This is a genomic window from Erwinia sp. ErVv1, assembly GCF_900068895.1.
In the GTDB taxonomy this organism is placed as follows: domain Bacteria; phylum Pseudomonadota; class Gammaproteobacteria; order Enterobacterales; family Enterobacteriaceae; genus Erwinia.
In genome coordinates, this window is the sequence record NZ_CDPK01000002.1 from 58145 (window position 1) to 80766 (window position 22622).

At 53.7% G+C, this 22622-nt stretch carries 17 protein-coding genes; 13 read left to right on the forward strand and 4 right to left on the reverse strand.

Translation table 11 applies throughout. The features are described 5' to 3' along the window. Positions 1 to 193: 193 nt before the first annotated feature. The 4 genes from amyA to fliD form a co-directional block, all read right to left on the reverse strand. Positions 194 to 1675 carry an alpha-amylase gene (gene amyA, locus A1830_RS01820; protein WP_067700901.1) on the reverse strand — a complete coding sequence of 494 codons (1482 nt, stop codon included), beginning with the start codon at positions 1673 to 1675 and terminating at the stop codon, positions 194 to 196. 139 nt (positions 1676 to 1814) lie between these two features. Then, on the reverse strand, positions 1815 to 2177 hold the full coding sequence (fliT, locus tag A1830_RS01825; RefSeq protein WP_067700904.1) for a flagella biosynthesis regulatory protein FliT: 363 nt from the start codon (positions 2175 to 2177) through the stop codon (positions 1815 to 1817). After that, the gene (fliS, locus tag A1830_RS01830; protein ID WP_067700908.1) at positions 2178 to 2588 is read right to left on the reverse strand and encodes a flagellar export chaperone FliS; all 411 of its coding nucleotides are present in this window, start codon (positions 2586 to 2588) and stop codon (positions 2178 to 2180) included. It abuts the gene before it with no gap. A gap of 16 nt (positions 2589 to 2604) precedes the next feature. Then, positions 2605 to 4011 (reverse strand): flagellar filament capping protein FliD, encoded by a 1407-nt coding sequence (gene fliD / locus A1830_RS01835; RefSeq protein ID WP_067700911.1) that lies wholly within the window; start codon positions 4009 to 4011, stop codon positions 2605 to 2607. 280 nt (positions 4012 to 4291) lie between these two features. Here fliD and A1830_RS01840 point away from each other — a divergent pair, with 280 nt between their 5' ends. The 13 genes from A1830_RS01840 to A1830_RS01900 all read left to right on the forward strand — a co-directional run bounded on the left by A1830_RS01840 (position 4292) and on the right by A1830_RS01900 (position 22518). Next, positions 4292 to 5578 (forward strand): FliC/FljB family flagellin, encoded by a 1287-nt coding sequence (locus A1830_RS01840; protein WP_067700915.1) that lies wholly within the window; start codon positions 4292 to 4294, stop codon positions 5576 to 5578. Between the two features lie 209 nt (positions 5579 to 5787). After that, the gene (locus tag A1830_RS01845) at positions 5788 to 9315 is read left to right on the forward strand and encodes a glycosyltransferase (protein WP_067700917.1); all 3528 of its coding nucleotides are present in this window, start codon (positions 5788 to 5790) and stop codon (positions 9313 to 9315) included. Positions 9316 to 9506: 191 nt separating this feature from the next. Further along, positions 9507 to 13019 (forward strand): glycosyltransferase, encoded by a 3513-nt coding sequence (locus A1830_RS01850; protein ID WP_067700920.1) that lies wholly within the window; start codon positions 9507 to 9509, stop codon positions 13017 to 13019. A 69-nt stretch (positions 13020 to 13088) separates the two neighbouring features. After that, positions 13089 to 14237: a DegT/DnrJ/EryC1/StrS family aminotransferase gene (locus tag A1830_RS01855; RefSeq protein ID WP_067700923.1), complete on the forward strand. Its 1149-nt coding sequence runs from the start codon at positions 13089 to 13091 to the stop codon at positions 14235 to 14237. 123 nt (positions 14238 to 14360) lie between these two features. Further along, complete coding sequence (locus tag A1830_RS01860) at positions 14361 to 15005, forward strand: NeuD/PglB/VioB family sugar acetyltransferase (protein WP_067700926.1); 645 nt, start codon at positions 14361 to 14363, stop codon at positions 15003 to 15005. Positions 15006 to 15331: 326 nt separating this feature from the next. Beyond that, positions 15332 to 15568, forward strand: a complete 237-nt coding sequence (locus tag A1830_RS01865; protein WP_067700929.1) for a hypothetical protein — start codon at positions 15332 to 15334, stop codon at positions 15566 to 15568. A gap of 8 nt (positions 15569 to 15576) precedes the next feature. Next, the gene (locus A1830_RS01870; protein ID WP_067700932.1) at positions 15577 to 16320 is read left to right on the forward strand and encodes an SDR family NAD(P)-dependent oxidoreductase; all 744 of its coding nucleotides are present in this window, start codon (positions 15577 to 15579) and stop codon (positions 16318 to 16320) included. A 10-nt stretch (positions 16321 to 16330) separates the two neighbouring features. Then, positions 16331 to 17074, forward strand: coding sequence for an SDR family NAD(P)-dependent oxidoreductase (locus A1830_RS01875; protein WP_067700935.1), 744 nt, complete (start codon positions 16331 to 16333; stop codon positions 17072 to 17074). After that, positions 17071 to 17898 (forward strand): transketolase, encoded by an 828-nt coding sequence (locus A1830_RS01880; protein WP_067700938.1) that lies wholly within the window; start codon positions 17071 to 17073, stop codon positions 17896 to 17898. Before A1830_RS01875 ends, A1830_RS01880 begins: the two co-directional genes overlap by 4 nt. Next, a complete protein-coding gene (locus tag A1830_RS01885) occupies positions 17892 to 18860 on the forward strand; it encodes a transketolase family protein (protein WP_067700942.1) in 969 nt (322 codons plus the stop codon). Before A1830_RS01880 ends, A1830_RS01885 begins: the two co-directional genes overlap by 7 nt. Positions 18861 to 18865: 5 nt before the next feature. Beyond that, positions 18866 to 20266, forward strand: a complete 1401-nt coding sequence (locus A1830_RS01890) for an AMP-binding protein (RefSeq protein WP_067702185.1) — start codon at positions 18866 to 18868, stop codon at positions 20264 to 20266. After that, a complete protein-coding gene (locus A1830_RS01895) occupies positions 20250 to 21335 on the forward strand; it encodes a LuxE/PaaK family acyltransferase (protein WP_067700945.1) in 1086 nt (361 codons plus the stop codon). Before A1830_RS01890 ends, A1830_RS01895 begins: the two co-directional genes overlap by 17 nt. Next, a complete protein-coding gene (locus A1830_RS01900) occupies positions 21319 to 22518 on the forward strand; it encodes an acyl-CoA reductase (protein WP_067700948.1) in 1200 nt (399 codons plus the stop codon). Before A1830_RS01895 ends, A1830_RS01900 begins: the two co-directional genes overlap by 17 nt. Positions 22519 to 22622 lie beyond the last annotated feature (104 nt).

Here is a 22622-nt window from a genome sequence, read left to right on the forward strand (position 1 = left end):
CGACGAGCGGAGCGAAGGGACCGCGCCACGCGCGGCGCGAGGACCGCCAGGCACCGGGCCCCACCCGTAGGCGACACCTCCAGCTTTTGTAGCGCCGGGCCCCACCCCCAGGCGACACCCCAGGCCTGTGCAGCACCGTGCCCCCCCAGGCGGACACCCCAGGCCTATGCAGCACCGGGCCCCACTTCGGAACTTACTCCTGAATCACCCAGACGCTCAGACTACCCGCATTACAGCGGAAAACTGCGCTTCCCCCCTCATCCGCGGTGACCCCCTCTTCGCGGTGCCCCAGAAAATCGTACCAGTGCGTGCCCGCAAAGCCCTCACCCAGTGACAGCGTCTTCTCCCCCTCATCACCGTTGGACATCACCACCACGCAGCCAGGATGCTCCTCCGTGCCGCTGCGGGCAAAGGCCACGCAGTTAGGGTGATCGAACCACTCGGTCTGCACGCCGTGCGCGTAAAACTGACGGGCACGAATCAGCGCTTCTAACTCCGGGATAACCGGCATCTCAATCTTGTAAATCTCACCGTCTGACCCTTCATCTTCATACTGCGCACCAAAAAGGTCAGGATAGAAAACCGCAGGGACACCCTCTTCGCGCAGCAAAATCAGCGCATAGGCCAGCGGTTTAAACCAGGGCTCGACGGGCGCTTCCAGCGACTGAAGCGGTTGGGTATCATGGTTAGCGACAATCGTCACCGCGTGCCACGGATCGTGGGCGACCAGCGTATCGCTGAAAATCTGGCTGAGATCGAAACCGGCACCCTCGCGTGAGGCGTTGTGAAACTTCATCTGCAGCGGGGCATCAAACAGCATGGTCTTGCCTTCGACCTGGTGTATATAGTGCTGGAGCTTATCCACCTCATGCGACCAGTACTCGGCCACGATAAACATCGGCCGATCCGCCACCTCCTGAATATGATCGATCCACTCCCTGTAAAACCAGGCCGGAATATGTTTTACCGCGTCGAGGCGAAACCCGCTGCACGGCAGCGTCTCCATCATCCAGCGCGCCCAGTATTTTAACTCCTCGGTCACCGCCCGGTTGCGGAAATCGATATTCGCACCCATCAGATAATCAAAATTACCCAGCTCATCATCAACCTGGCTGTTCCAGCCTTCACCGGTATAGTCGTTAACGATTTTAAACACGCCGTTCTCATCGGGGTTCTCAATGTGGTCGACGCCGCTAAAGCACTTATAATCCCAGACAAACTTTGAATACTGCCCCGCACGCGGCGGGAAGGTGAAACGCGTCCACGCCTCAGCCCCGATAACCTCACTGTCGATCTCATCCCGATTATCCGGATTCACCCGGTTAACCTGCACCTGCTCCTTTTCATCCGCGCCCATCTTATGGTTCAGCACGACGTCCATAATCACGCCAACCTGATGATCACGAAGCGCAGTGACCGCTGCAATAAGCTGATCTTTATCGCCATATTTCGTGGCGCGGGAACCCTTTTGCTCAAACTCACCCAGGTCGAAGAGATCGTAAGTGTCATAGCCTACCGAAAAGCCACCGGACTCGCCTTTTGACGCGGGCGGCAGCCAGACGTCGGTAATGCCGATTTCAGCCAGCCACGGCGCACGGTCGGCGGCCTCTGGCCAGAGCTTACTGCCTGTGGGGTAATACCAGTGAAAGAATTGCAACAGCGTGGGATTGCGCATGTCCTTGCTCCAGTTTCAACAGCGATGAGTCTGAAGTATGGAGCAGGCTGCGGAAAAAGCGCGGGTCACGGCGTAATATTCTGGTGCACGCTGACCCGCTGGCAAGTATGGGGAAAAGTCATAGGCAAATATTATTATTTCAGGTGGATTGATGCGGGAAAAGCACGACTCCAGACAGTTTACCGTACGCTGAATTAACCGACTTCTGACGGGTATTTTGCCCAATCAGATCGGCGAGTTCGCCCATCCGATGCTGAAGCATACGTTTCACTTCGGCTTCGTTGTCCAGAATATGACGCAATACGGGACGCAGCTGATCCAGCGTTTGCGCCGGAATGGCCACATCGCGGGTTGTTTCCGCCAGTTTTTCAACGGTACTGACGTAATTGACTTCCGTATCGATCAGTTCATCCCATTTACCTTCTGAGGCCAGACGCAGCATAGACTGGCTGATCACTAACAGCTGCTGATAAATTCCGAACATGTGCGGGGCGATATTCATTTAGACAGCGTCCTGAACCAGTGCAGGTGAACCTGAAACTTCTTTCCAGGCGTCGGCGATATTGCGCAGCAGCGCTTCAACTTCTTCAATCACACTCACATCATTATCAAGATTCGCCCGCAGCAGACGATGTACCATATAACGATACAGACCTATCAGATTCTGCGTCAGTTCGTCCGTACTGCTTTCATCCAGCCCCACTTTCAAGCCGTTATCAATGATGTTAATGGCTTTAGACAGGGACTCTCCCTTTTTAACAAAGTTGCCATCCTGCAAAAATAGCCGTGCGCGAACCAGGGCGCTCAGCGCCCCGTCGAACAGCAGGGTGATCAGCTGGTCTGAGCTGGCGCTCATGACCGCGCTTTCCACACCAATTTTTGCATAGGCTTTGGTACCGCTTGCGCTATACATTACGACTCCTTATGTCTTAAGAACTGCTTGAAGAACTGCTGGTACTGAATTGAGAGGTCAGGTATGAGCTGGTGCTGTTTAGCTTGCTCATCATTACGTCCAGCGCGGTAAACTGTGTTTTATAGCGCGCAATCGTATTATCAATGCGGGTACTTGCAGCATTGTACTGGCTGGTCAGATTGTTCAGCGTCTTACTCACGCCATCCGTTGCCGCCTGTAAAATACCGCTGCTGGATAACCAGCTGGTGATATTGGTCGCTATAGTGGTCGTAATGCCGGTAGTTTTACCGTCTCCGACGATCATCTGTTTCACACCATCGGGATCTTTCGTGAGCGCGGCGGTTAGCGCGGTACTGTCCAGCTTCAGATCACCGCTGGTCGGGTCCGTCGTCACGCCAATCTGCGCCAGCGTTTTATAGGTTGAAGAGCTGGCGGCATTGGTCAGCATGCTTTTCAACTGCGACTGGATGGTGCGCAGGGTGCTGTCGCCCAGCAGGGCACCATTGCTGCTGTCCTGAGAGGTGGCCTGCGTTGTGACGGCGGTATATTTGGTCAGGTTAGCAAAGTTATCCTGCAGGCTGTTATAGGCGTTAACCCAGTCGCTGATAGCGCTGGAGGCGCTGGTCGTATCCTGAGTCACCGTCAGCGTCTGATTGCCGCTGGTGGTATCGGTCAGGTTAAGGGTAATGCCTTCCAGTGCATCGCTGATGGTGTTGCTGCTGTTTTCAATTGAAACGTTGTTTACCGTTAGTTTGGCATTTTGCGCCGCAACGCTCTGGGTCATATTGCTGCTGGAGGTCCCGTCGTAGTTGAGGATCCCCTGTAGCGTACTGTCGCCGCTGACGCTTATCGTCGCAGCATTATCCGTGCCGGTATCGTTCGAGGTCATCGACAGGCGATAGCTGCCATCGCCCACTTTAATAATGCTGGCGGTAACGCCCGCATCCGCTTTATTGATCGCATCGCGAATGCCGGTCAGCGAGGAGTTCGCGGCGCTAACGGAGACCGCGACGGCTTTATTGCCGTTCGCCTGCTGGATGGTAATGGTGCTGTCCGAGGAGCCCAGCGCGGTGGTGTTGCTGCTCTGCACCGCTGAGGTCAGCGTCTGCGCCGTGGCCAACTGAGATACGCTAACGGTATATTTACCGGCTACCGCACCCGTGGTGGTGGTGGCGCTAAATGCGCTGGAGGTGCTGGTCGCCTTGGTGGAGGCAAACAGGGCGGCGCTGTTCAGTGCGGTATTCGCAGTCTGAAAAGAGGTCAGTGAACTCTTCAGCGTACCGTAGGCGCTCAGCTTTGCCGTATAGGATGACTGCTGCGTTGAAATGGGTGTCAGTGAGGCCTTTTCGGCAGTTTGAAGATTATCCAGAATGGTGCTCAAATCAAGGCCGGAACCGATACCCAGTGTAGAGATGGTAGCCATAATAATTCCTTTATGTCGTCAACACGGAGAGTGAATAGCGTAGTTATCGGCCAGCAATGAGTAAAGTTTACGACTATTTGCATCGGGTTAATAAAGCGAATAGCGCTAATAGAGAAGGGTATTTCGGAGAGTAGACAGGTCCGGGAAAATAATCTGCCTGGGATAAAAAAAATTCTAAAGGTTAGGGGAGGGCAGACGATAACAACCTTGACGGCGATGAAGCCGGGGGGCAAACAGCCCAACCAACTTAACCCGAAATGATTTAACAGGAAACTTTATCATGGCACAAGTAATCAATACTAACAGCCTCTCGCTGATCACCCAGAACAACATCAACAAGAACCAGTCTGCTCTGTCTACTTCTATTGAGCGTCTGTCTTCTGGTCTGCGTATCAACAGCGCGAAAGATGACGCCGCTGGCCAGGCAATTGCTAACCGTTTCACCTCTAACATTAACGGCCTGACTCAGGCATCACGTAATGCTAACGACGGTATCTCTGCTGCGCAGACCACTGAAGGCGCACTGTCAGAAATAAACAACAACTTACAGCGCGTTCGTGAACTGACCGTACAGTCTCAGAACGGCACCAACTCCGATTCCGACCTGTCTTCAATCCAGGACGAAATCAAATCACGTCTGGACGAAATCGACCGCGTATCCGGTCAGACTTCATTCAACGGCGTGAACGTACTGGCGAAAGACGGTACCATGAAAATCCAGGTTGGCTCAAACGATGGCGAAACCATCTCTATTGACCTGCAGAAAATCGACTCATCTACTCTGGGCCTGAAAGGCTTCTCTGTAGATAAAAACTCCCTGAGCCTGGGCGACAACATTACTCAGGTTGGCGATGCTTCCGGTTCTGGTGCAATGTCTACCGTTGACCTGAGCGATGTGGCTAAAAATCTGGGTGTTGCCGCTTCTGGTCTCTCTCTGCACAGCGTGCTGGGTAGCGATGGCAAATCAACCGGTACCTACGTTGTTTCTTCTGGCAGCGACAACTACTCTGTGTCTGTTGGCTCCAGCGGTAAAATTGAACTGAACACAACTGAAGTTGACTACTCTGACAGCACCAATGGTGTGTCTTCAGGTGTAATGACCGGTCAGGCAATTAAAGTTGGTGCAGATGCCAGCGGTAATGCAGTCGGCTTCGTCACCGTACAGGGCAAAGACTACACTGTATCGTCAAGTGGTATTGCCAACGGCGGTAATACAGCCACATCGACCACCAACAATATTTCTGATATCTCTAACACCGGCAACACCAATCTCTATACCGGCACTTCAACGTCTGACCCGCTGGCTCTGCTGGACAAAGCGATTGCACAGGTTGATAAGTTCCGTTCAAGCCTGGGTGCGGTACAAAACCGGTTGGATTCAGCTATCACCAACCTGAGCAACACCACCACTAACCTGTCGGAAGCGCAGTCCCGAATTCAGGATGCCGATTACGCGACGGAAGTATCGAATCTGTCTAAAGCACAGATTATTCAGCAGGCTGGTAACTCCGTGTTGGCGAAAGCTAACCAGGTTCCACAGCAGGTTCTGTCTCTGCTGCAGGGCTAATAACCCGCGGATTAATCTTCCTGAAAACCCCGCTCCGGCGGGGTTTTTTTTTAAGGCCAAAAACTGGAAAGCAAACTTCCGGAATAACCTGCTTTTACCCACTTTCTCCCGCAATTGAAATTGACTTTTGTCGTTAAGATAAAAAATTCATTTTATTCCCAGAACCCTGATACAGACTGGGATTTCAGCCTTCCGGGAGCATATCTGCCATGTCCACGCCAGCCTTAGTCAGCATCATTATTATTGCGCGCATCCCTACCTATTTTGAACAGGCACTGAAAAGCGCGCTTGCTCAGGATTATCCACATTGTGAAGTTCTGATTGCTGACAACAGCGGCGATAAATACATTCATAATTTTGCCGCACCCTATATTGATAAGCCGGGCCATCCGATACGTTTTTACAACCATCCGAAAGATCAGGGAGAGGTGTATGAAAACGCGGTGCAGGAAGCGCAGGGTGAATATATAAAATTCCTTGCTGATGCCGACTGGCTGGCACCGGATGCGGTCAGTAAATTGCTGACCGTGATGCCGGTTAATGAAAAGGTTTCCGTCGCGGTGACCAGTCGCGTCCGAACAGACTGCCTGAATAACCCTGTGCCGAATATTTTGTCGAACTCTTCTCTGGTGAATGCAGACAGCCTGATCAACGGAGAGGATCTGTTGCGGCTGCAGAGCACGCTCAGCTTTAACGTAATAGGTGAGCTGAGTGTCGCCTTATTCCGTCGGAAAGAGTTATTATCCCTGATTGCCCGTGAGGGGGGCTTCTTCTCGATCAATGATGAAAATCTGCTGGAAGTCGAGGCCCTGACGCTCTACGCAAAATTGTTGCCGGGCAACCTGCTTCACTGGTTTAACGAACCCCTCTGCACTATCCGCGTTTCCACTGTTTATCAACAGCCAGGGCAACGTGATGACGACGAAAGAGTGGTCGCAAATCGGGATAAGCTTTTCCATTATCTTCGCCAGCAACGCTGGTTCAGTCAGGCGGAAAAACCTCAGAATATGGTGCGGGTTGCCGGGGTGTTGACCCCGGACATTTTTGAATACCAGAACTTCAGCCAGCAGCATTACAACAACTTTATTCAGGGCGAGATGACCGGCTGGCTGGGACAGCGCAAGCTCGAACCTTTTGAGCAGGAATACATTGCCCAGGTTGCACAGGAAAATGGCGGCCCGGTGAGCGTCGGTGTTGTCATTACCGTAACAGAAGCGACGCAGAACAGCGTAGCGGAGACGCTGGCCAGTTTTGCTGAAATCGACAACAGGGTATTGATTTTAAATCCTATTGTAGTGGGAGCGACTGGTGCGGACCCCGCAGGTATTCCGTGTTATCCGGCTACGGATGAGAACCGCGTGGCGGTTATCAATAGCGTACTGACTGAACGCAGTGACGACTGGTTTATCTTTATTGATGCCGGAACGACGTTTCTCTCCTCCGGCCTCATTGCGCTTTCCACTTCACTGCACCAGGCTGGCAACGTGCTGGCTCTGTTCGCTGATGAATTTTTTGCCATGGAAGGGCAGCCCGGCGGCATCTCATTCCGGCCTGACTTCAACCTCGACATGTTCCTCAGTTCCCCCAAAACCCTTGCGCAGCACTGGTTATTCCGCCGCGAACTTCTTGCTGCTGCTGAAGGATTCGATGCGGCTTACCCGATATCCGGTGAGTTTGACCTGATCACTAAACTGATTGAGAGTCAGGGCCTTGACGTTATTGGCCATCTGTCTGAACCTCTGCTGATGACCTCGCTGAAATTGCGGGCAATAGCCGAAGATGCCGATATCCTGCGACGCCATCTCGCCAACCGGGGTTATCCGGAAGGTGAGGTAGCACTGGATAAATTTGGCAATTACCGCCTGCGTTACCAGCATGCGCATCAGCCGCTGGTCTCGCTGATTATTCTGGCTAACTGGCATTTGCCCTCGCTGATCACCTCTGTCACCACGCTGCTGGAGAAAACCCGCTATCTGAATTATGAAATGATCATCGTGGCGGACAGTCAGCAAAGCTCTGAGCGGGAAAACTGGCTGGCCAGCATTGCCAGTGTGGATCCTGAAAGAATTAAGGTGATGCATTATCCGCAGGTCTGGCAGCATGCCGGGATGAGCAATATGGCGGCTACGGCAGCCCGTGGGGAATATCTGGCTTTCCTGCATTGTGAGCTGGCGGTCACGGAAGGAGAATGGCTGGACAATTTGCTTAACCATGCTCAGCGTCCAGAAGTGGGTATTGTTGGCGGTAAGCAGCTTAATTCTCAGAACCGTATTCGCCATGCAGGGTACTTGCTGGGCGTGAACGGCGCGGTTGGCGATGCTTTTCGCGGCATGCCAGACGATCAGGTCAGCTATCTGGGACGTCTGCAACTCGACCAGAACTACAGTGCTGTCTCTGGTGATTTTATGCTGGTGCGCCGCGAAGTTTATGATGCCCTTGGCGGATTCGATACCAGCAGTCAACTTTACGATGATGTAGATTTCTGCCTGCGGGCGCGCGAGCTGGGTTACATGACGGTATGGACACCTTATGCGCGCATACTGCGTCCCGCTGGCCGCCATAATCCATTCCAGGGGGAGAGCGCTCAGGCCGCTAAAACCCTCAGGCAGGATGAGGACACTAAACTTTACCGGCGCTGGCTGCCGATGATCGCTAACGATCCGGCATTTAATGCCAACCTTTCCCTGAAAAGCCGTCAGTTCGATCTCAACAGCGACAGCGCGCAATGCTGGTCTCCGGTTAACCGCCCAGGAGTGCCGACAATCCTTGCCAACCATGCCGATACGGCCGGCTGCGGACACTACCGTATTATCGGTCCGTTCAGTGCAATGCAGAAAGAGGGCATGGCCAATGGCAAGCTGCACAATCGCCTGCTGTCTGTTGCCGAACTGGCGCAGCATAAGCCGGACAGTCTGGTTATTCAGCGGCGTTATTCCGAAATTTTCCAGAACTGGATGGCACCGGTAGTGGCGGCAACTGAGATCTTCAAGGTGTACGAGCTGGACGACTACATCCTCAATGTGCCGATAAAAAATCATCACCATAAAGATTTCAAACAGGACATGTGGAAAAAAATGCGCCGCACCCTGGGCTTTTTTGACCGCTTTGTGGTGTCAACGGAGCCGCTGGCTGAAGCCTTTAAAGGGATGCACAGCGAGATCGTGGTGATGCAAAATCTTCTGCCGGTCCAGTGGTGGGGCAACCTGCAGAGCCAGCGCCGTCAGGGCCAAAAGCCTCGTGTGGGCTGGGCGGGCGGTTCAAGTCACACCGGGGATCTGGAGATGATCGTTGATGTGGTCAAGGAGTTTTCAAACGAGGTTGAGTGGGTATTTATGGGAATGTGTCCGCATAAATTACGCCCCTATATTCATGAGCTGCACTATGGCGTGGATATTGAAATTTACCCGGCCACTCTGGCGGCGTTAAATCTGGATCTGGCGCTGGCGCCGGTTGAGGAAAATATCTTCAATTCCTGCAAGAGCAATTTGCGCCTGATGGAGTACGGTGCCTGTGGCGTACCGGTAATCTGCAGTGATGTGGAGTGCTACCGGGGCGATTTGCCGGTGACTCGTGTACGTAATCGCTTTAAAGACTGGCGGGATGCAATCCGTATGCACCTCAACGATCTGGATGCCAGTGCCAGAATGGGCGATGAGCTGCAGGCCCAGCTAAAGCGCGACTGGATGCTGTCTGGTGACAATGCTGCCCGCTGGCTGAAAGCCTGGACGGCTCAGTGATCTGACCGCGCGTTTATGATGCAGTCGTAGGGCTGCATTTGGTTAACGGGCGGAATAGCGACCTTTATCACCTCTAATGCTCACATTGGATCGCCTTTCCTCAGGCTAAAGTGGGCATTATCTGGTGTCATTTGCACCGACAGCTTCCCGGGTTGCCCATGCACCCCTGAAAGAATGAGAACAGGTGAATCATGGCAGAGCCAGCGCTCGTCAGTATTGTTATTCCCTCTTATAAAACAGCCTGGTTCGAAGCCGCGCTGAAAAGCGCCCTCGATCAGGATTATCCTCACTGCGAAATCATTGTCAGTGACGACTGCCCGACGCTGTTTATCCGGGATGTGGTCAGTCGTTATCAGCCTCTGTCCCGTTTCCCGTTACGCTATATCCGCAATGATCCTTCGCTGGGAGAAATCCTTAACGGCGAACAGTGCATTACCGAAAGCCGCGGTGAATTTATCAAATTCCTGTTTGATGACGATTTGCTAGCCCCTCACTGCGTCAGCGAACTGGTCAAAGCGATGAGTGCCGGGCCATCGGTAACGATGGCCACGTCAAGGCGCCATCGTATTGATGCCGTGGGTGAGCTGCTGAATGCAGTGCCAACCAATAGTCCTCCTGTCAGTGTCGACAGCGTGATGAATGGCCAGGACATTATTAACTTTATGAGCGGCTGCATCAGCAACTTCATCGGTGAGCCGAGCTGTGTACTGATGCGCCGCCAGCATCTGCTGGACATTGTCGCCACTGAGGATTCACTGTATTGCCTGAAAGGGGAATTAATGTATTTCCTCGGCGATCTCACCCTCTACCTGAAAATTCTGCGCAAGGGCGATCTGGCATATCTGGTGGAACCGCTGTCCTCTTTCCGCATCACGGATGAGCAGGTCAGCCAGATGGGACGGGATAAAGATAAGCGTGCGGACATCAGTCACCGGAGATTACCGCAGTATTTGCTGGAGCTGGGTTGGGCGAAGCCTGACGAGCTTTTTAAAGGCAAAGTCAGGGTTGCTCCCTTTACCGACCTGCACAAACTGCACTGGGTGGATATCAGTGCGGCGCTGATGCGTGCTTTTGCCACCAGTGAGTTTTTCAGCTGGCTGGAGGCGCGCAGGCTGACGCCTGCACAGCAGGTATTGATCGAGCAGCACCATGCGGCTAATCCCGTCACGGTAAAAGTGGTGGCGGTGATCGGCGCACTGGGCAGCAAACCGTCTGCCGTTGAGCAGACACTCTCTTCCATCCGGCAGCAGCCTCGTACCGGATTAGAGATCACCCCGGTTGTCCTGAGTGATGAGCCTCTTACCCTGGCAGAGACAACGCTACAGGTGACGCAGAGCGATCTTTATCTCAGCGACGTGAATGCGGTGATTGAAAACCATGCCGGTGAGTGGTTTATCTTCCTGCAGGCAGGTGACAGATTCACTTCTTCAGGGCTGACCGCGCTGGCTGCCGCACTGCCGCAAATTGGCGATCTGCTGGCCGTCTATGGCGATGAAGTGACGATGTCTGGCAGTGCACCCACGGCCTGTCTGTCACGGCCGGATTTCAACCTGGATCTGTTTCTCAGTTCACCGGCCACCATGGCGCATCACTGGCTGTTCCGGCGTGACCTGCTGCAGGCTGCCGGGGGGCTGGAAGAGGGCTGCGGCAATGCAGCCGAACTGGCCCTGATCCTGAAGCTAATTGAAAGTACTGGTTTCGCTTCAATCGGCCATCTGCCTGAGCCTTTACTGCTGACCAGCAGCAAGAAGGGCGATGCCGTGGAGGAAATGAGGGTTATTCAGCGCCATATCCACCAGCGCGGCTTCCAGGATGCTGAAATCAGCTGTGACGAAAACGGTCATTATCGCGTTCACTACCATCACCAGCATAAGCCGTTGGTCAGCATCGTGATTCTGGCAGGTGCTCATCTGCCATCGCTGATTGGCTGCCTGACCAGCGTAATGGAAAGAACGCGTTATCCCCACTATGAACTGATTATTGTTGCCGATAATCAAGGCTCACCAGCCCGTGACGGCTGGTTAAGCGAAATTGGCCGGCTGGAAGGCAGCGGCATTAAAGTCTGCGCTTTCCCGGACAAATTCCAGCGCAGCGGCATGAGCAATCTGGCCGTCGCTTCAGCCAGTGGCGAATACCTGCTGTATCTGCATGCCGAGCTGGCGATCAGCGATGAATACTGGCTGGACAATCTGCTTAATCACGCTCTGCGGCCGGAAGTAGGCATTGTCGGTGGCAGGCAGCTTACCCCTTCTGGACGAGTCCATCATGCCGGTTATGTGCTGGGCATTGACGGGCTGGCGGGCGAGGTGTTCAAAGGGGCAGTTGAGCAGCAGGTGACGATGATGAACCGCCTGCGCCTGGAACAGAATTATAGCGCGGTCTCCGGTGACTTTATGCTGGTGCGAAAAGAGGCATTGCTGGCGGTGGACGGTTTCGACGCCTCATTACACCGCTATGACGATATCGACTTCTGCCTGCGCATACGAGAGCAGGGCTATTTAACGGTCTGGACACCCCATGCCCGCATTCTGCGCAGCAGCGCAGAGGACAGCCAGCCGGAAAATGCCTCTCAGCTCAGCCTGGAGCAGGACACCCTGTATCAGCGCTGGCAGCCTCTGATTGCCCGCGACCCGGCCTACAACAGTTCTCTTTCCTTTAAAAGTAAAACCTTTGAACTGGAAGCCCATAGTCTTACCTGCTGGAACCCCCTGGCCGGGATATCGGTTCCGACTCTTTTTGCCGTCACCGACGAGAAACAGGACAAAGCCAGCTGGCAGATCCGTGAGGGGCTTAATGCTCTGCAGCAACAGGGCATCGTTAGCGGGATGTCGCTGGCGGAACTGCCCGATCTGGCTCGCGTGGCGCAGTATCAGCCAGACAGCATTATTTTACAGCATCAGACCACCGCAGCTTTTCAGATCTGGACGGCAGGGCTGCCGCGCATTGATAAGCTGTTCAAAGTTTACTGGCTCGATCAAAACGTGCCGACGCTGGGATTAAAAAACCATTATCGCCACGACCTGAAAAATGAGGCGGTGATCCAGCTGAAGAACACCCTCAGCCGCATGGACCGGCTGATTGTCTCCTCTGCAGGGCTGGCGGAAGCGCTGGAAGGGTTGCACAGCGACATCGTGGCTCTGCCAGTTTGCCTGTCTGAGGCCAGCTGGAGCGGGCTGCACACTTACCGCAACCGCGGGAAGAAACCTCGGGTGGGCTGGTCTGGCACGGCCGACGAATTTACCGATCTTGCCGTTATCGCCGATCTTATACGGGAGTTCGCGGATAAGGTTGAATGGATCGTGCTGGGCACCTGCCCGGACAGCCTGCGGCACTGTATTCATGAAGTCCATGGCCAGGGGATTCCGGAACTTTATGGCCAGCGGCTGGCCTCGTTAAATCTCGACCTGGCTCTGGTCCCGGCTGAAGATAACTTTTTCAGCGCCTGCAAAAACAACCTGAAATTACTGCAGTTTGGTGCCTGCGCTATTCCGGTGATCTGCAGCGATGTGCGCAGTTTCCAGGGGGCGCTGCCGGTCACCCGGGTCAGAAACCGTTTTAAAGACTGGCGGGATGCGTTGCGGATGCATCTCAACGATCCCGTGGCCAGTGAGCGTCTGGGCCGGGAATTACAGGTTGTCGTTGAGCAGGACTGGATGCTGACGGGGTCAGAACTGTCGCTTTTTGCTCAGATATGGCTGCAGTAAACTTCCCGACTCTGCCACTCACAGGGCTGGCAGAGCCGGGATAATTTAATCAATAGCAGGTGATGCAATATGAACAATAGCGACCCTAAAGCTGCCTCTTCCGTCCTGGTCACCAGCCCACTGATGCCGCCGCTGGAAGAATTTATCCCGTATCTGGAGAATATCTGGAAGAGCAAGCAATTGACGAACGGCGGGCCATATCATCAGGCACTGGAACAGGCGCTGGCTGACTATCTGGGGGTGGAGCATATTTGTCTGTTTGCCAACGGCACGCTGGCGCTGGTGACCGCTTTGCAGGCATTGCGTATCACTGGCGAAGTGATTACCACGCCTTACTCTTTTGTCGCCACGTCTCATTCGTTGTTGTGGAATGATATTAAACCAGTCTTTGTGGATATTGATCCGGTCACCTGCAATCTGGACCCTGCGAAAATTGAAGCGGCAATCACCCCTGCGACCAGCGCTATCATGCCGGTGCATTGCTATGGTATCCCTTGTGATGTCGAACGTATCCAGCATATTGCCGACAATTATGGCCTGAAAGTGATCTACGATGCGGCGCACTGTTTTGCGGTGAAGCAGGAAGGAGTCAGCGTGCTGCAACATGGCGACCTTTCGGTCCTGAGTTTTCATGCCACCAAAGTGTTTAACACCTTTGAGGGTGGGGCGATTATTTGCCCGGATGCAAAAATCAAACGCCGCATTGATTACCTGAAAAACTTTGGTTTCGCGGATGAAACCACCGTGGTGGCGCCTGGTATCAACGGCAAAATGAATGAATTTCAGGCGGCTTTTGGCATGCTGCAGCTCAAGCACATTGATGCTGCGCTGGCAGTGCGTCAGACCATTTACCAGAATTATCGCCAGGCGCTGGCGCATATCCACGGTATCTCTTTCCTCGCTCCTCAGGAGACAACGGCGTGGAACCATGCTTACTGCCCCATGTTCATTCATGAAGGACTCTTTCCACTGAGCCGCGATCAACTCTATACCGAGCTGAAAGCTCACGGCATCTTTGTCAGGCGGTACTTCTATCCGTTGATTTCAGCGTTTCCTATGTATCGGGGTTATGAATCTTCAGCGGAGGCCAACCTGCCGGTAGCCCGCAAAATGGCGCAGAGCGTACTTTGCCTGCCAATCCATCCGAACCTCTCTGCGGCTGAGCAAAATCAGATTATTGCGATCATTATTCGCGCCAGCAGCGTCAATGCTGCCTGAAAGAGAAAGCAGCTTTCAATCTCCGGATAAGAGAGAGAAAACGGGCGGTATTCACCGCCTGACTTTTCTTCATTTTATGTCAAATTAAGGCTTATTCCCGTAGCACACTGACGGACGATAAGTATGAAACTGGCTATTTATGGCGCCGGCGGCTTAGGTCGTGAGGTACTGGTTCTGGCACAGCGTATTCAGCATGCAGCGCCCCGCTGGGATGAAATGCTATTTATTGATGATATAGCCCCTAACCGTGAAGTGAAGGGCACTGCCGTGATTACGTTTGAACAGGCTCTCAGTCAGGATATTGCGGTAGTGATTGCGGTGGGAGAGCCTGAAGCGCGTGCTCGGCTGGCGGAGAAGGTCCTGCGTCAGGGCATTCCGCTCGCCACCTTGATTCATCCTGATGTGGTGCTGACTGACTGTAGCCGAATCGGTGCCGGATGTGTGCTCTCCGCCGGTGTGTTTATCTCCTGCGATGTGGTGCTGGGGCAGAACGTTTACCTGCAGCCTTATTCCAGCGTCGGACACGATTGCCAGGTAGGCAATCATAGCGTGCTTTCCACCTATGTAACGATGGGGGGGAATTGTCTGATTGGGGAGCGCGTATTTATCGGCATGAGCGCGGTGATTCAGCAGCGGGTCACCGTAGGAAAGGATGTCATTATTGGCATGGGCGCAGCGGTGTTTAATTCTGTTCAGGAAGGCGTGATTGCATTAGGTAATCCGGCACGTGTCATGCGCAAAAACGATGAAAAGCGCGTATTCAAATAGTTGAAACGCAGCGGTGGGGCTTAAGGATGGATTTTCTTTCTCGTATTACTGAACGCCATACCCATTTTTTACTGGCGTTAGACAAAATCCATCAGAATACATTGCCGGTAGTGCTTTGCGGCAGCGGCTATGTCGCCGAATTTGTGGACAGAGTGGACACCTGGCCCCGTACTACTATGCCAATCATTATCTCGTTCATGACCTGATCACATTGAGCAATCATCATAAGAAGTATGCTTACGACCTGGTGCTGTATGCGCTGCCTCCCGCGTTAGCTGCCCCTTCAGTGTAAGCGAGTTTATTTTAAGCTAATTGAGAAAATCATCATGTCTGATATTGAAAAATATAACCTTATTTTTGTTGAAACCTTTGAAGTTGATGAAGCTATTCTGCCTGACTACAAATATCAGGATACTCCTGCCTGGGATTCGGTCGGCCACATGAGCATGATTGCCGCGCTGGAAGAGAGCTTTGATATCATGCTGGATACGGAGGATATTATTGCGTTCTCCTCCTGGGCTGCGGGCAAAGAAATTCTGAAAAAATACGACGTCGTATTATAGGAGTTTTTATGTTACTCGCTGGAAAATGGGCGGTTATTACCGGATGCCTGCAGGGCATTGGTAAAGCCACGTTGGAAACGTTTGCGGCTTCTGGTGCCTCCGTTTTTGCCTGCTGCCAGCAAGAAGATGAGGCATTTTCAGATCTGATTGCCACGCTGCAGGATCGCTATCAGGTTGAGATTATTCCTGTCTTGTTTGATCTGCTGGATGAAGCTTCTATTAAACTCGGCGTACAGACCATTCAGAAAGCCAAAAAACCGATCGATATCCTTGTGAACATTGCAGGGGCAAATTTTGATGCGTTATTCCCGATGATGACGCTCGCTGAGCTGCAGAAAACTTTTGCGATTAACGTGTTCTCTCAACTGGTCTTCACCCAGTACATCACCAGACTGATGCTTCGCCAGAAAAAGGGCAGCGTCATCAATATTTCCAGTATCTCTGCCCTGGACGGTAATCCGGGCCAGCTCGCTTATGCCGCATCAAAGGCGGCCTGGATTGCGGCAACAAAAACCCTTTCAGCAGAGCTCGGTCCTCAGGGGATTCGGGTCAATGCGGTGGCGCCGGGCGTGATTGCCACAGCAATGACCGCTGAGCTGCCGGAAGCGGTGATGGCAAGGCAGATGGCGCGGTGTGAACTGAAGCGTCCTGGCCTGCCGGAAGAAGTGGCGAATGTGTTGCTGTATCTGGCTTCGGACAGCGCCAGCTACATTACCGGCCAGATTATTCGGGTCGATGGCGGGATGGGCTGAGGGGATAACTATGTTAATGCAGGGCAAAACAGTATTGATCACTGGCTGCCGCCGAGGGATGGGGCGGGCAATGGTAGAGGTTTTTGCCGCCAACGGCGCCAATATTTATGCACATGTGCGTGCCGAAGATGACGATTTTATTGCTGACATGCAGCAAATTGCCGCCGCCTGTCAGGTAGACATCTGGCCGCTGTTTTTTGACATGACGGATCCCGCCGCGATGAAGTTGGCGGTGAAGCGCATCATGGCAGAAAAGCGGCCGCTTGCCGCGGTGATAAACAATGCCGGGATCACCCATAACAGTCTGTTTCAAATGACCACCGAGGCTCAGCTTCGTCAGCAGTTTGAGGTTAATTTCTTTGCGGTGTACCTTTTCAGCCAGTTCATGGTCAAGCTGATGCTGCGCAATGGCGAGGGCAGCCTGATTAACATCGCTTCCACCGCAGGGGAAGATGGTAATCCCGGAAAATCTGCTTATGGTGCAGCGAAAGCCGCGCTGATTGCCATGACCAAATCCATTGCCGCCGAGTTGGGAGAGCATGGTATCCGTGCCAACTGTATCGCCCCCGGCATTACCGAGACGGAAATGCTGCTGACCATGCCGGAACAGGTGGTTGAAGCAGCCAGGCAGGGGGCTGATTTACGCCGTGCGGGTTTGCCTTCAGAAATTGCAGAAACCGCATTGTTCCTGGCTTCTGAACTGTCCAGCTACGTTACCGGCCAGACTATCCGGGTGGATGGAGGGTTAAAATGAGCCAGCCCATCACTGCTTTACGTGAGACCGCGACGGCAATCCGTAAAAGTATTTTGACCGTGGCCTGGAACGCGCCCAGCGATGGGGTACATATTTCGCCAGCCCTGTCGATGACCGATGTGCTGGCCGTGTTGTACGGGAGTGTGATGCGCTACAGGCCTGCGAAAATTACCGACAGGCAACGTGATGTGTTCATTCTGAGTAAAGGCCATGCCGCACTGGGCCTCTACGCGACGCTGTTTCATCATCAGATAATCAGCGAAACGCAGTTGAACAGCTTTGAGATTAATGGTTCTGTGCTGCAGGTTCACCCCACCAAACATGAAGAGTACGGCATTGATTTTTCGGGCGGCAGTCTGGGTCAGGGGATGAGTTTTGCCATTGGACTGGCGTTGAGTCACCGTTTGCAATGCCAGCCATGGCAAACCTATGTGCTGATCGGCGACGGTGAATGCAATGAAGGCGCTGTCTGGGAAGGGGCGTTTATGGCTGCGCAACACCGACTGGATAACCTGACGGTGATTGTCGACCAAAATGGCCTGCAGTCCGACGGTTTTACCGACGATATTATGTGCATGAATCTGCCCGCGCTCTGGCAGGCCGCCAGCTGGCAGACCCTGACCTGCGACGGGCACGATCATCAGGCGCTTCTGGCGGCTTTCAACACGCTGCGCGATGGCAGGCCGAAAGTGATCCTGGCCCGGACGGTGAAGGGGAAAGGGGTTTCTTTTATGGAAAATAATAAAGAATTCCACCGTAACCGCTTGAACGAACAGCAAATGCAGCAGGCGCTGGCCGAACTTGATGGAGAGAAATCATGCTGACCATTAAACCGGCAACAGTGCGTTCCTGGTCAATGTTGGGCTCTCGTGGAACATTCGGTATTACGCTGTTGGATCTGGCGGAGCATCATCCTGAAGTTGTTGCTCTGTCCGGCGATCTTTGCAAGTCCTCAGGACTTGATCGTTTTGCCGTCAGTTATCCGGATCGTTTTTTTAATGCTGGCATCGCTGAACAGAATATGGTCGGCGTAGCTGCCGGTCTGGCCGCTGGCGGCTGCATCCCGTTTGTCACCTCTTTTGCCAATTTTCTGACTTTCCGCGCAGCGGAACAGGTGCGTCTGAACCTCGGCTATATGCAGCAAAATGTGAAGCTGGTTGGCCTGGCTTCCGGGCTGGCGACCGGTATGTTTGGTGCCACGCATCATGGAATCGAAGATCTGGCCGCGATGCGTGCGGTTTCTAATATCACCATTTTGTCTCCTGCAGATTGTACGGCTACCGTAAAAATGACTGAGGCCGCCCTTAACCATTGCGGTCCTGTCTATTTGCGTCTGACCGGCAATATGCGCGCTCCCATTGTCTATAAAGAAGATTTTGTGCTGAAAATTGGGCGGGCGAACATCCTGCGTGAAGGGAAGGCAGTAGGGATTGTCGCGACCGGCAGCATGGTACACGTTGCCCTGCAAGCTGCCGATCTACTGGCAGAAAAGGGGATCAGCGCGCGTGTGGTGGATATGCACACCATCAAGCCACTCGATTACGCTGTTCTGGATGAGATGTCGGATATTCCCCTGTTGGTGACGGTGGAAGAACACAGTGAAACCGGAGGGCTGGGAAGTGCCGTGGCCGAATATCTTGCCGATAAAACGCACAAACCTGTGCAGTTGATCGTGGGTATCCCGCAGGGGTACCCCCATGCCGGCGATTATGCCTGGATGCTTGAGCAGGCCGGTCTGACGGCTACACAGATTTCCGATCGTGTCCTGACCTTTATGCGGCGTTGATGGCGATGTTCTGGCAACTTGAAAAGCATGCTGAAACTCAGGCCCTGATCGATGAGCAGGGCTGTACGTTCTCCTATGGCGACCTTGCTGAGGTATGTCGTCAACTGGAGCCATACCTGCCGGCATCCGGGTTGGTGTTTATTCTCTGCCGCAACACTGTTGCTGCGCTGGTGGGGTATCTGGCCTGTTTGCGTAAAGGCGCGGTACCCCTGTTACTCGATGCCGATCTGGACCCTCAGCGGCTAGGGTCCTTAGCTGAAACATATCATCCAGGTCTGATTTGGCAGCCGATGGCAGCAGGCTCTGACCCTGTCTGGCAGTGGCGTGATTATCAACTGATCGCCACCAGGTTAACGACTTATCCGCTCCATCGCGATCTGGCGCTGCTAATGACCACCTCCGGCTCAACGGGCAGCCCCAAACTGGTGCGCCTCAGCAGGCGTAACCTGCAGTGTAATGCCGACAGCATTAAGCAGTACCTGGCTCTGGACGCCACCGAGCGCCCACTGGTTCATCTTCCTCTGCACTATGTCTACGGTTTGTCCATCGTCAACAGCCATTTGTTGGCAGGGGCAACCCTGGTGATGACCACGCAAAGCGTGATGCAGCGGGAATTCTGGCAGGGAATTGAGCGCAACCAGGTGACGTCACTGTCCGGTGTGCCCTATACCTGGGAAATGCTACACCGTCTGCGTTTCAGCCGCATGTCGCTGCCTTCTTTGCGTACGCTGACTCAGGCGGGTGGCAAGCTCTCGCCCGCGCTGCATCAGCACTTTGCCGACTATGCGCGACAGAATGGCAAGCAATTTATCGTGATGTACGGCGCTGCAGAAGCCACTTCCCGTATGGCCTGGCTACCCGCTGAGCTGGCGGTGGAAAAATGTGGGGCAATCGGCCAGGCCATCCCAGGCGGTCACCTGTTTCTCAAAGATGATCAGGGGGAGCTGGTTGTACAGCCTGCGGTGCAGGGTGAACTCTGTTACCGCGGCGAGAATGTGATGATGGGCTACGCCAGTTCAGGCGATGACCTGGTTTGTGGGGACCAACTGCATGGCGAATTGCTTACCGGTGACCTGGCTGTGTTCGACGAACAGGGTTGTTTCACCGTGGTAGGGCGGAAAAAGCGTTTTCTGAAGATATTTGGCAACCGGGTTGGGCTTGACGAGATGGAAATGCTGCTCAAAAACCGGTTCAGCGGGTTGGCATGTGCCTGCATCGGAAGGGATGATCGGTTAACTATCGTGCTGACCGACCCGGATCTGCAAAATGAAGTCCTGCGCTATGCGGCGCAAAGCACCCGCTTACATCCTTCAGCATTTCGCTTTCGCATCGTCCCGGCCATTCCGCTGACCGCCACTGGTAAAACACATTATGAGAGGTTGAACGAAGATGACGCCGGGATTTGAGGAAGGGCTGAAGCTGGCGCCGTTTTCTTTAAACCGTGTTGATAAACAGGCATTTTTGCTGCAGCGGGTGCGCGAGTTGTGTCTGCATCATCAGCAGCACTGTCAGGCTTATCAGCGTATCCTTGCGGCTCAGGGGTGTAACCTGCAGACCGTGGAGACGCTGTCTGCGCTGCCATTCTTGCCCGTTTCACTGTTTAAGACGCTTTCCCTAAGCAGTGTTGCCGCAGAGGCGGTGGTCAAAACAATGACCTCCTCCGGCACCTCTGGCCAGCAGGTTTCGCGCATCCTGCTGGATAAAAGCACCGCCAACCTGCAACAAAAGGTTCTGGTAAAGATTGTCAGCGATTTTATCGGTACTGCCCGCCTACCCATGCTGATCATCGATTCCTCTGTGGTGATGAAGGACCGCAGCCTGTTTTCTGCCCGAGGTGCCGGGATCCTGGGTTTCTCACTGTTTGGCAGGAATATCACTTTTGCGCTGGACGAGCAGATGGCATTGGATCATCAGGCGCTGAAGGCTTTTCTGATGAAGCATCGCGGTCAGCCAATCCTGCTGTTTGGCTTCACTTTTATGGTCTGGCAGCACTTCTGGCAACAGTTGAAGGCCACTCCCGGCCTTTACGACCTCTCGCAGGCCACCCTGGTCCACGGCGGCGGCTGGAAAAAATTACAATCGCAGGCGGTGTCACCGGAACAGTTTGCCCGCAGTTTGCAGCAGGTCACTGGCCTGCAACGCGTCAGCGACTACTACGGGATGGTAGAGCAGACCGGTTGTATTTACATGCAATGCGAGCATGGCCGAATGCACGCCAGCCTCTGGTCGGATGTCATTATTCGTGATCCACAGGATTTCTCTGTCTGTGAGGTGGGGGAACGCGGCATCATTCAGGTGATTTCCGCGCTTCCGGAATCCTATCCTGGCCAGTCGCTGCTGACCGAGGATGAAGGCGTACTGCTGGGGGAGGATAATTGTCCTTGTGGACGAAAAGGCAAGTATTTTCGCGTGCTCGGGCGCTTAAAGAATGCCGAGTTGAGAGGATGCAGTGACACTTATGCCGCACAACTTTAATGACGTTGAATTTCTGCTGGGGGATGCTGAAAAGTTGCGTGCGATCGGCAGCATCCCCGCTCGTGCGCCTTTCTCGCCTGAAATTCTGGCTTTTGTTGCCTGTTTTTCTCAGGCCCTGCTGCGCCAGCCTGAGGTAAAAGCGTGGAGTGATGTTGCCAGTCTGGCTTTCTGGTGTCGTCCTGCATCTCTGCAACAGATGCAGGACACTTATCCCGATCTGGCGATGCGACAGGGGCGGGGTGTGGCTTTCCATATAGCCCCTGCCAATGTGGCGGTAAATTTTGCCTATAGCCTGCTGGTCGGTTTACTGACGGGCAACGCCAATGTGGTTCGCCTGCCGGGCAAAAGCTTTCATCAGGTAGAGATGATCTGTCAGGCACTCAAGGAAGCACTGGTGCTTTACCCGCACTTCGCGTCTGCCATTGTGCTGGTCCGTTATGACAAGCAGCGGGCGATTAACGATGCGCTTTCCGGCGTGTGTCAAACCCGACTGATTTGGGGCGGCGATGCAACCATTATGGCCTTGCGCCAGTCACCGCTGCCGCCGAGATCGCTGGATATTGCCTTCGCCAATCGTCACTCATTTGCGGTAATCGATGCCGAGGGATATCTGCAAAAGGCTGACAAGGCCAGAATTGCGCTGGATTTCTATAACGATACGCTGCACAGCGATCAAAATGCCTGCTCTTCGCCAGGACTGGTGGTCTGGCTGGGGAGCGACGCCGCGCTGCGCGAGCAAGCCCGTCAGCAGTTCTGGCACTATTTTAATCGGGTCAGCGCGGCACGTTATACTCTGCAGGCCGTCAGTGCGGTTGAAAAGCTGAACGCGTTCTGTCTGCTGAGTGCCGAAGTGGCGGGGGTGGTCCGTCAGCCGGTCAGGGACAACAGGCTGGTTCGGGTGGAATTGCCTGAACTGACAGGCGACAGCCTGAATTACAGCGGTACCTGCGGTTATTTTCTGGAGTATCAGGCGAACAGTATTGATGAAATCGCGCCGGTTTGTGGCCAAACCACGCAGACCCTCTCTTACTGCGGATTGTCCAGGGAAACGATCGAAGATTTTATCCGCCGCCGCCGTCCGTCAGGTATTGACCGGATTGTTCCGGTGGGGCAGGCGTTACACTTCACCCTGTTGTGGGATGGCTACGATCTGATTCGATTGTTAACGCTGATCCGCGCCTGATTTTTGCTGGGTCAGGCTAAAGGGTACCCCGCTGGTAAAGGGCAACAGCCTTCTATGAACAAACTTTTCACTCGACCTTACAGAATCTTTACGCATTGCCGATA

Coding starts and splice junctions, on each gene's coding strand:
- amyA (WP_067700901.1), bottom strand. CDS start 1,675: ATGCGCAATCCCACGCTGTTGCAATTCTTTCACTGGTATTACCCCACA.
- fliT (WP_067700904.1), bottom strand. CDS start 2,177: ATGAATATCGCCCCGCACATGTTCGGAATTTATCAGCAGCTGTTAGTG.
- fliS (WP_067700908.1), bottom strand. CDS start 2,588: ATGTATAGCGCAAGCGGTACCAAAGCCTATGCAAAAATTGGTGTGGAA.
- fliD (WP_067700911.1), bottom strand. CDS start 4,011: ATGGCTACCATCTCTACACTGGGTATCGGTTCCGGCCTTGATTTGAGC.
- A1830_RS01840 (WP_067700915.1), top strand. CDS start 4,292: ATGGCACAAGTAATCAATACTAACAGCCTCTCGCTGATCACCCAGAAC.
- A1830_RS01845 (WP_067700917.1), top strand. CDS start 5,788: ATGTCCACGCCAGCCTTAGTCAGCATCATTATTATTGCGCGCATCCCT.
- A1830_RS01850 (WP_067700920.1), top strand. CDS start 9,507: ATGGCAGAGCCAGCGCTCGTCAGTATTGTTATTCCCTCTTATAAAACA.
- A1830_RS01855 (WP_067700923.1), top strand. CDS start 13,089: ATGAACAATAGCGACCCTAAAGCTGCCTCTTCCGTCCTGGTCACCAGC.
- A1830_RS01860 (WP_067700926.1), top strand. CDS start 14,361: ATGAAACTGGCTATTTATGGCGCCGGCGGCTTAGGTCGTGAGGTACTG.
- A1830_RS01865 (WP_067700929.1), top strand. CDS start 15,332: ATGTCTGATATTGAAAAATATAACCTTATTTTTGTTGAAACCTTTGAA.
- A1830_RS01870 (WP_067700932.1), top strand. CDS start 15,577: ATGTTACTCGCTGGAAAATGGGCGGTTATTACCGGATGCCTGCAGGGC.
- A1830_RS01875 (WP_067700935.1), top strand. CDS start 16,331: ATGTTAATGCAGGGCAAAACAGTATTGATCACTGGCTGCCGCCGAGGG.
- A1830_RS01880 (WP_067700938.1), top strand. CDS start 17,071: ATGAGCCAGCCCATCACTGCTTTACGTGAGACCGCGACGGCAATCCGT.
- A1830_RS01885 (WP_067700942.1), top strand. CDS start 17,892: ATGCTGACCATTAAACCGGCAACAGTGCGTTCCTGGTCAATGTTGGGC.
- A1830_RS01890 (WP_067702185.1), top strand. CDS start 18,866: ATGTTCTGGCAACTTGAAAAGCATGCTGAAACTCAGGCCCTGATCGAT.
- A1830_RS01895 (WP_067700945.1), top strand. CDS start 20,250: ATGACGCCGGGATTTGAGGAAGGGCTGAAGCTGGCGCCGTTTTCTTTA.
- A1830_RS01900 (WP_067700948.1), top strand. CDS start 21,319: ATGCCGCACAACTTTAATGACGTTGAATTTCTGCTGGGGGATGCTGAA.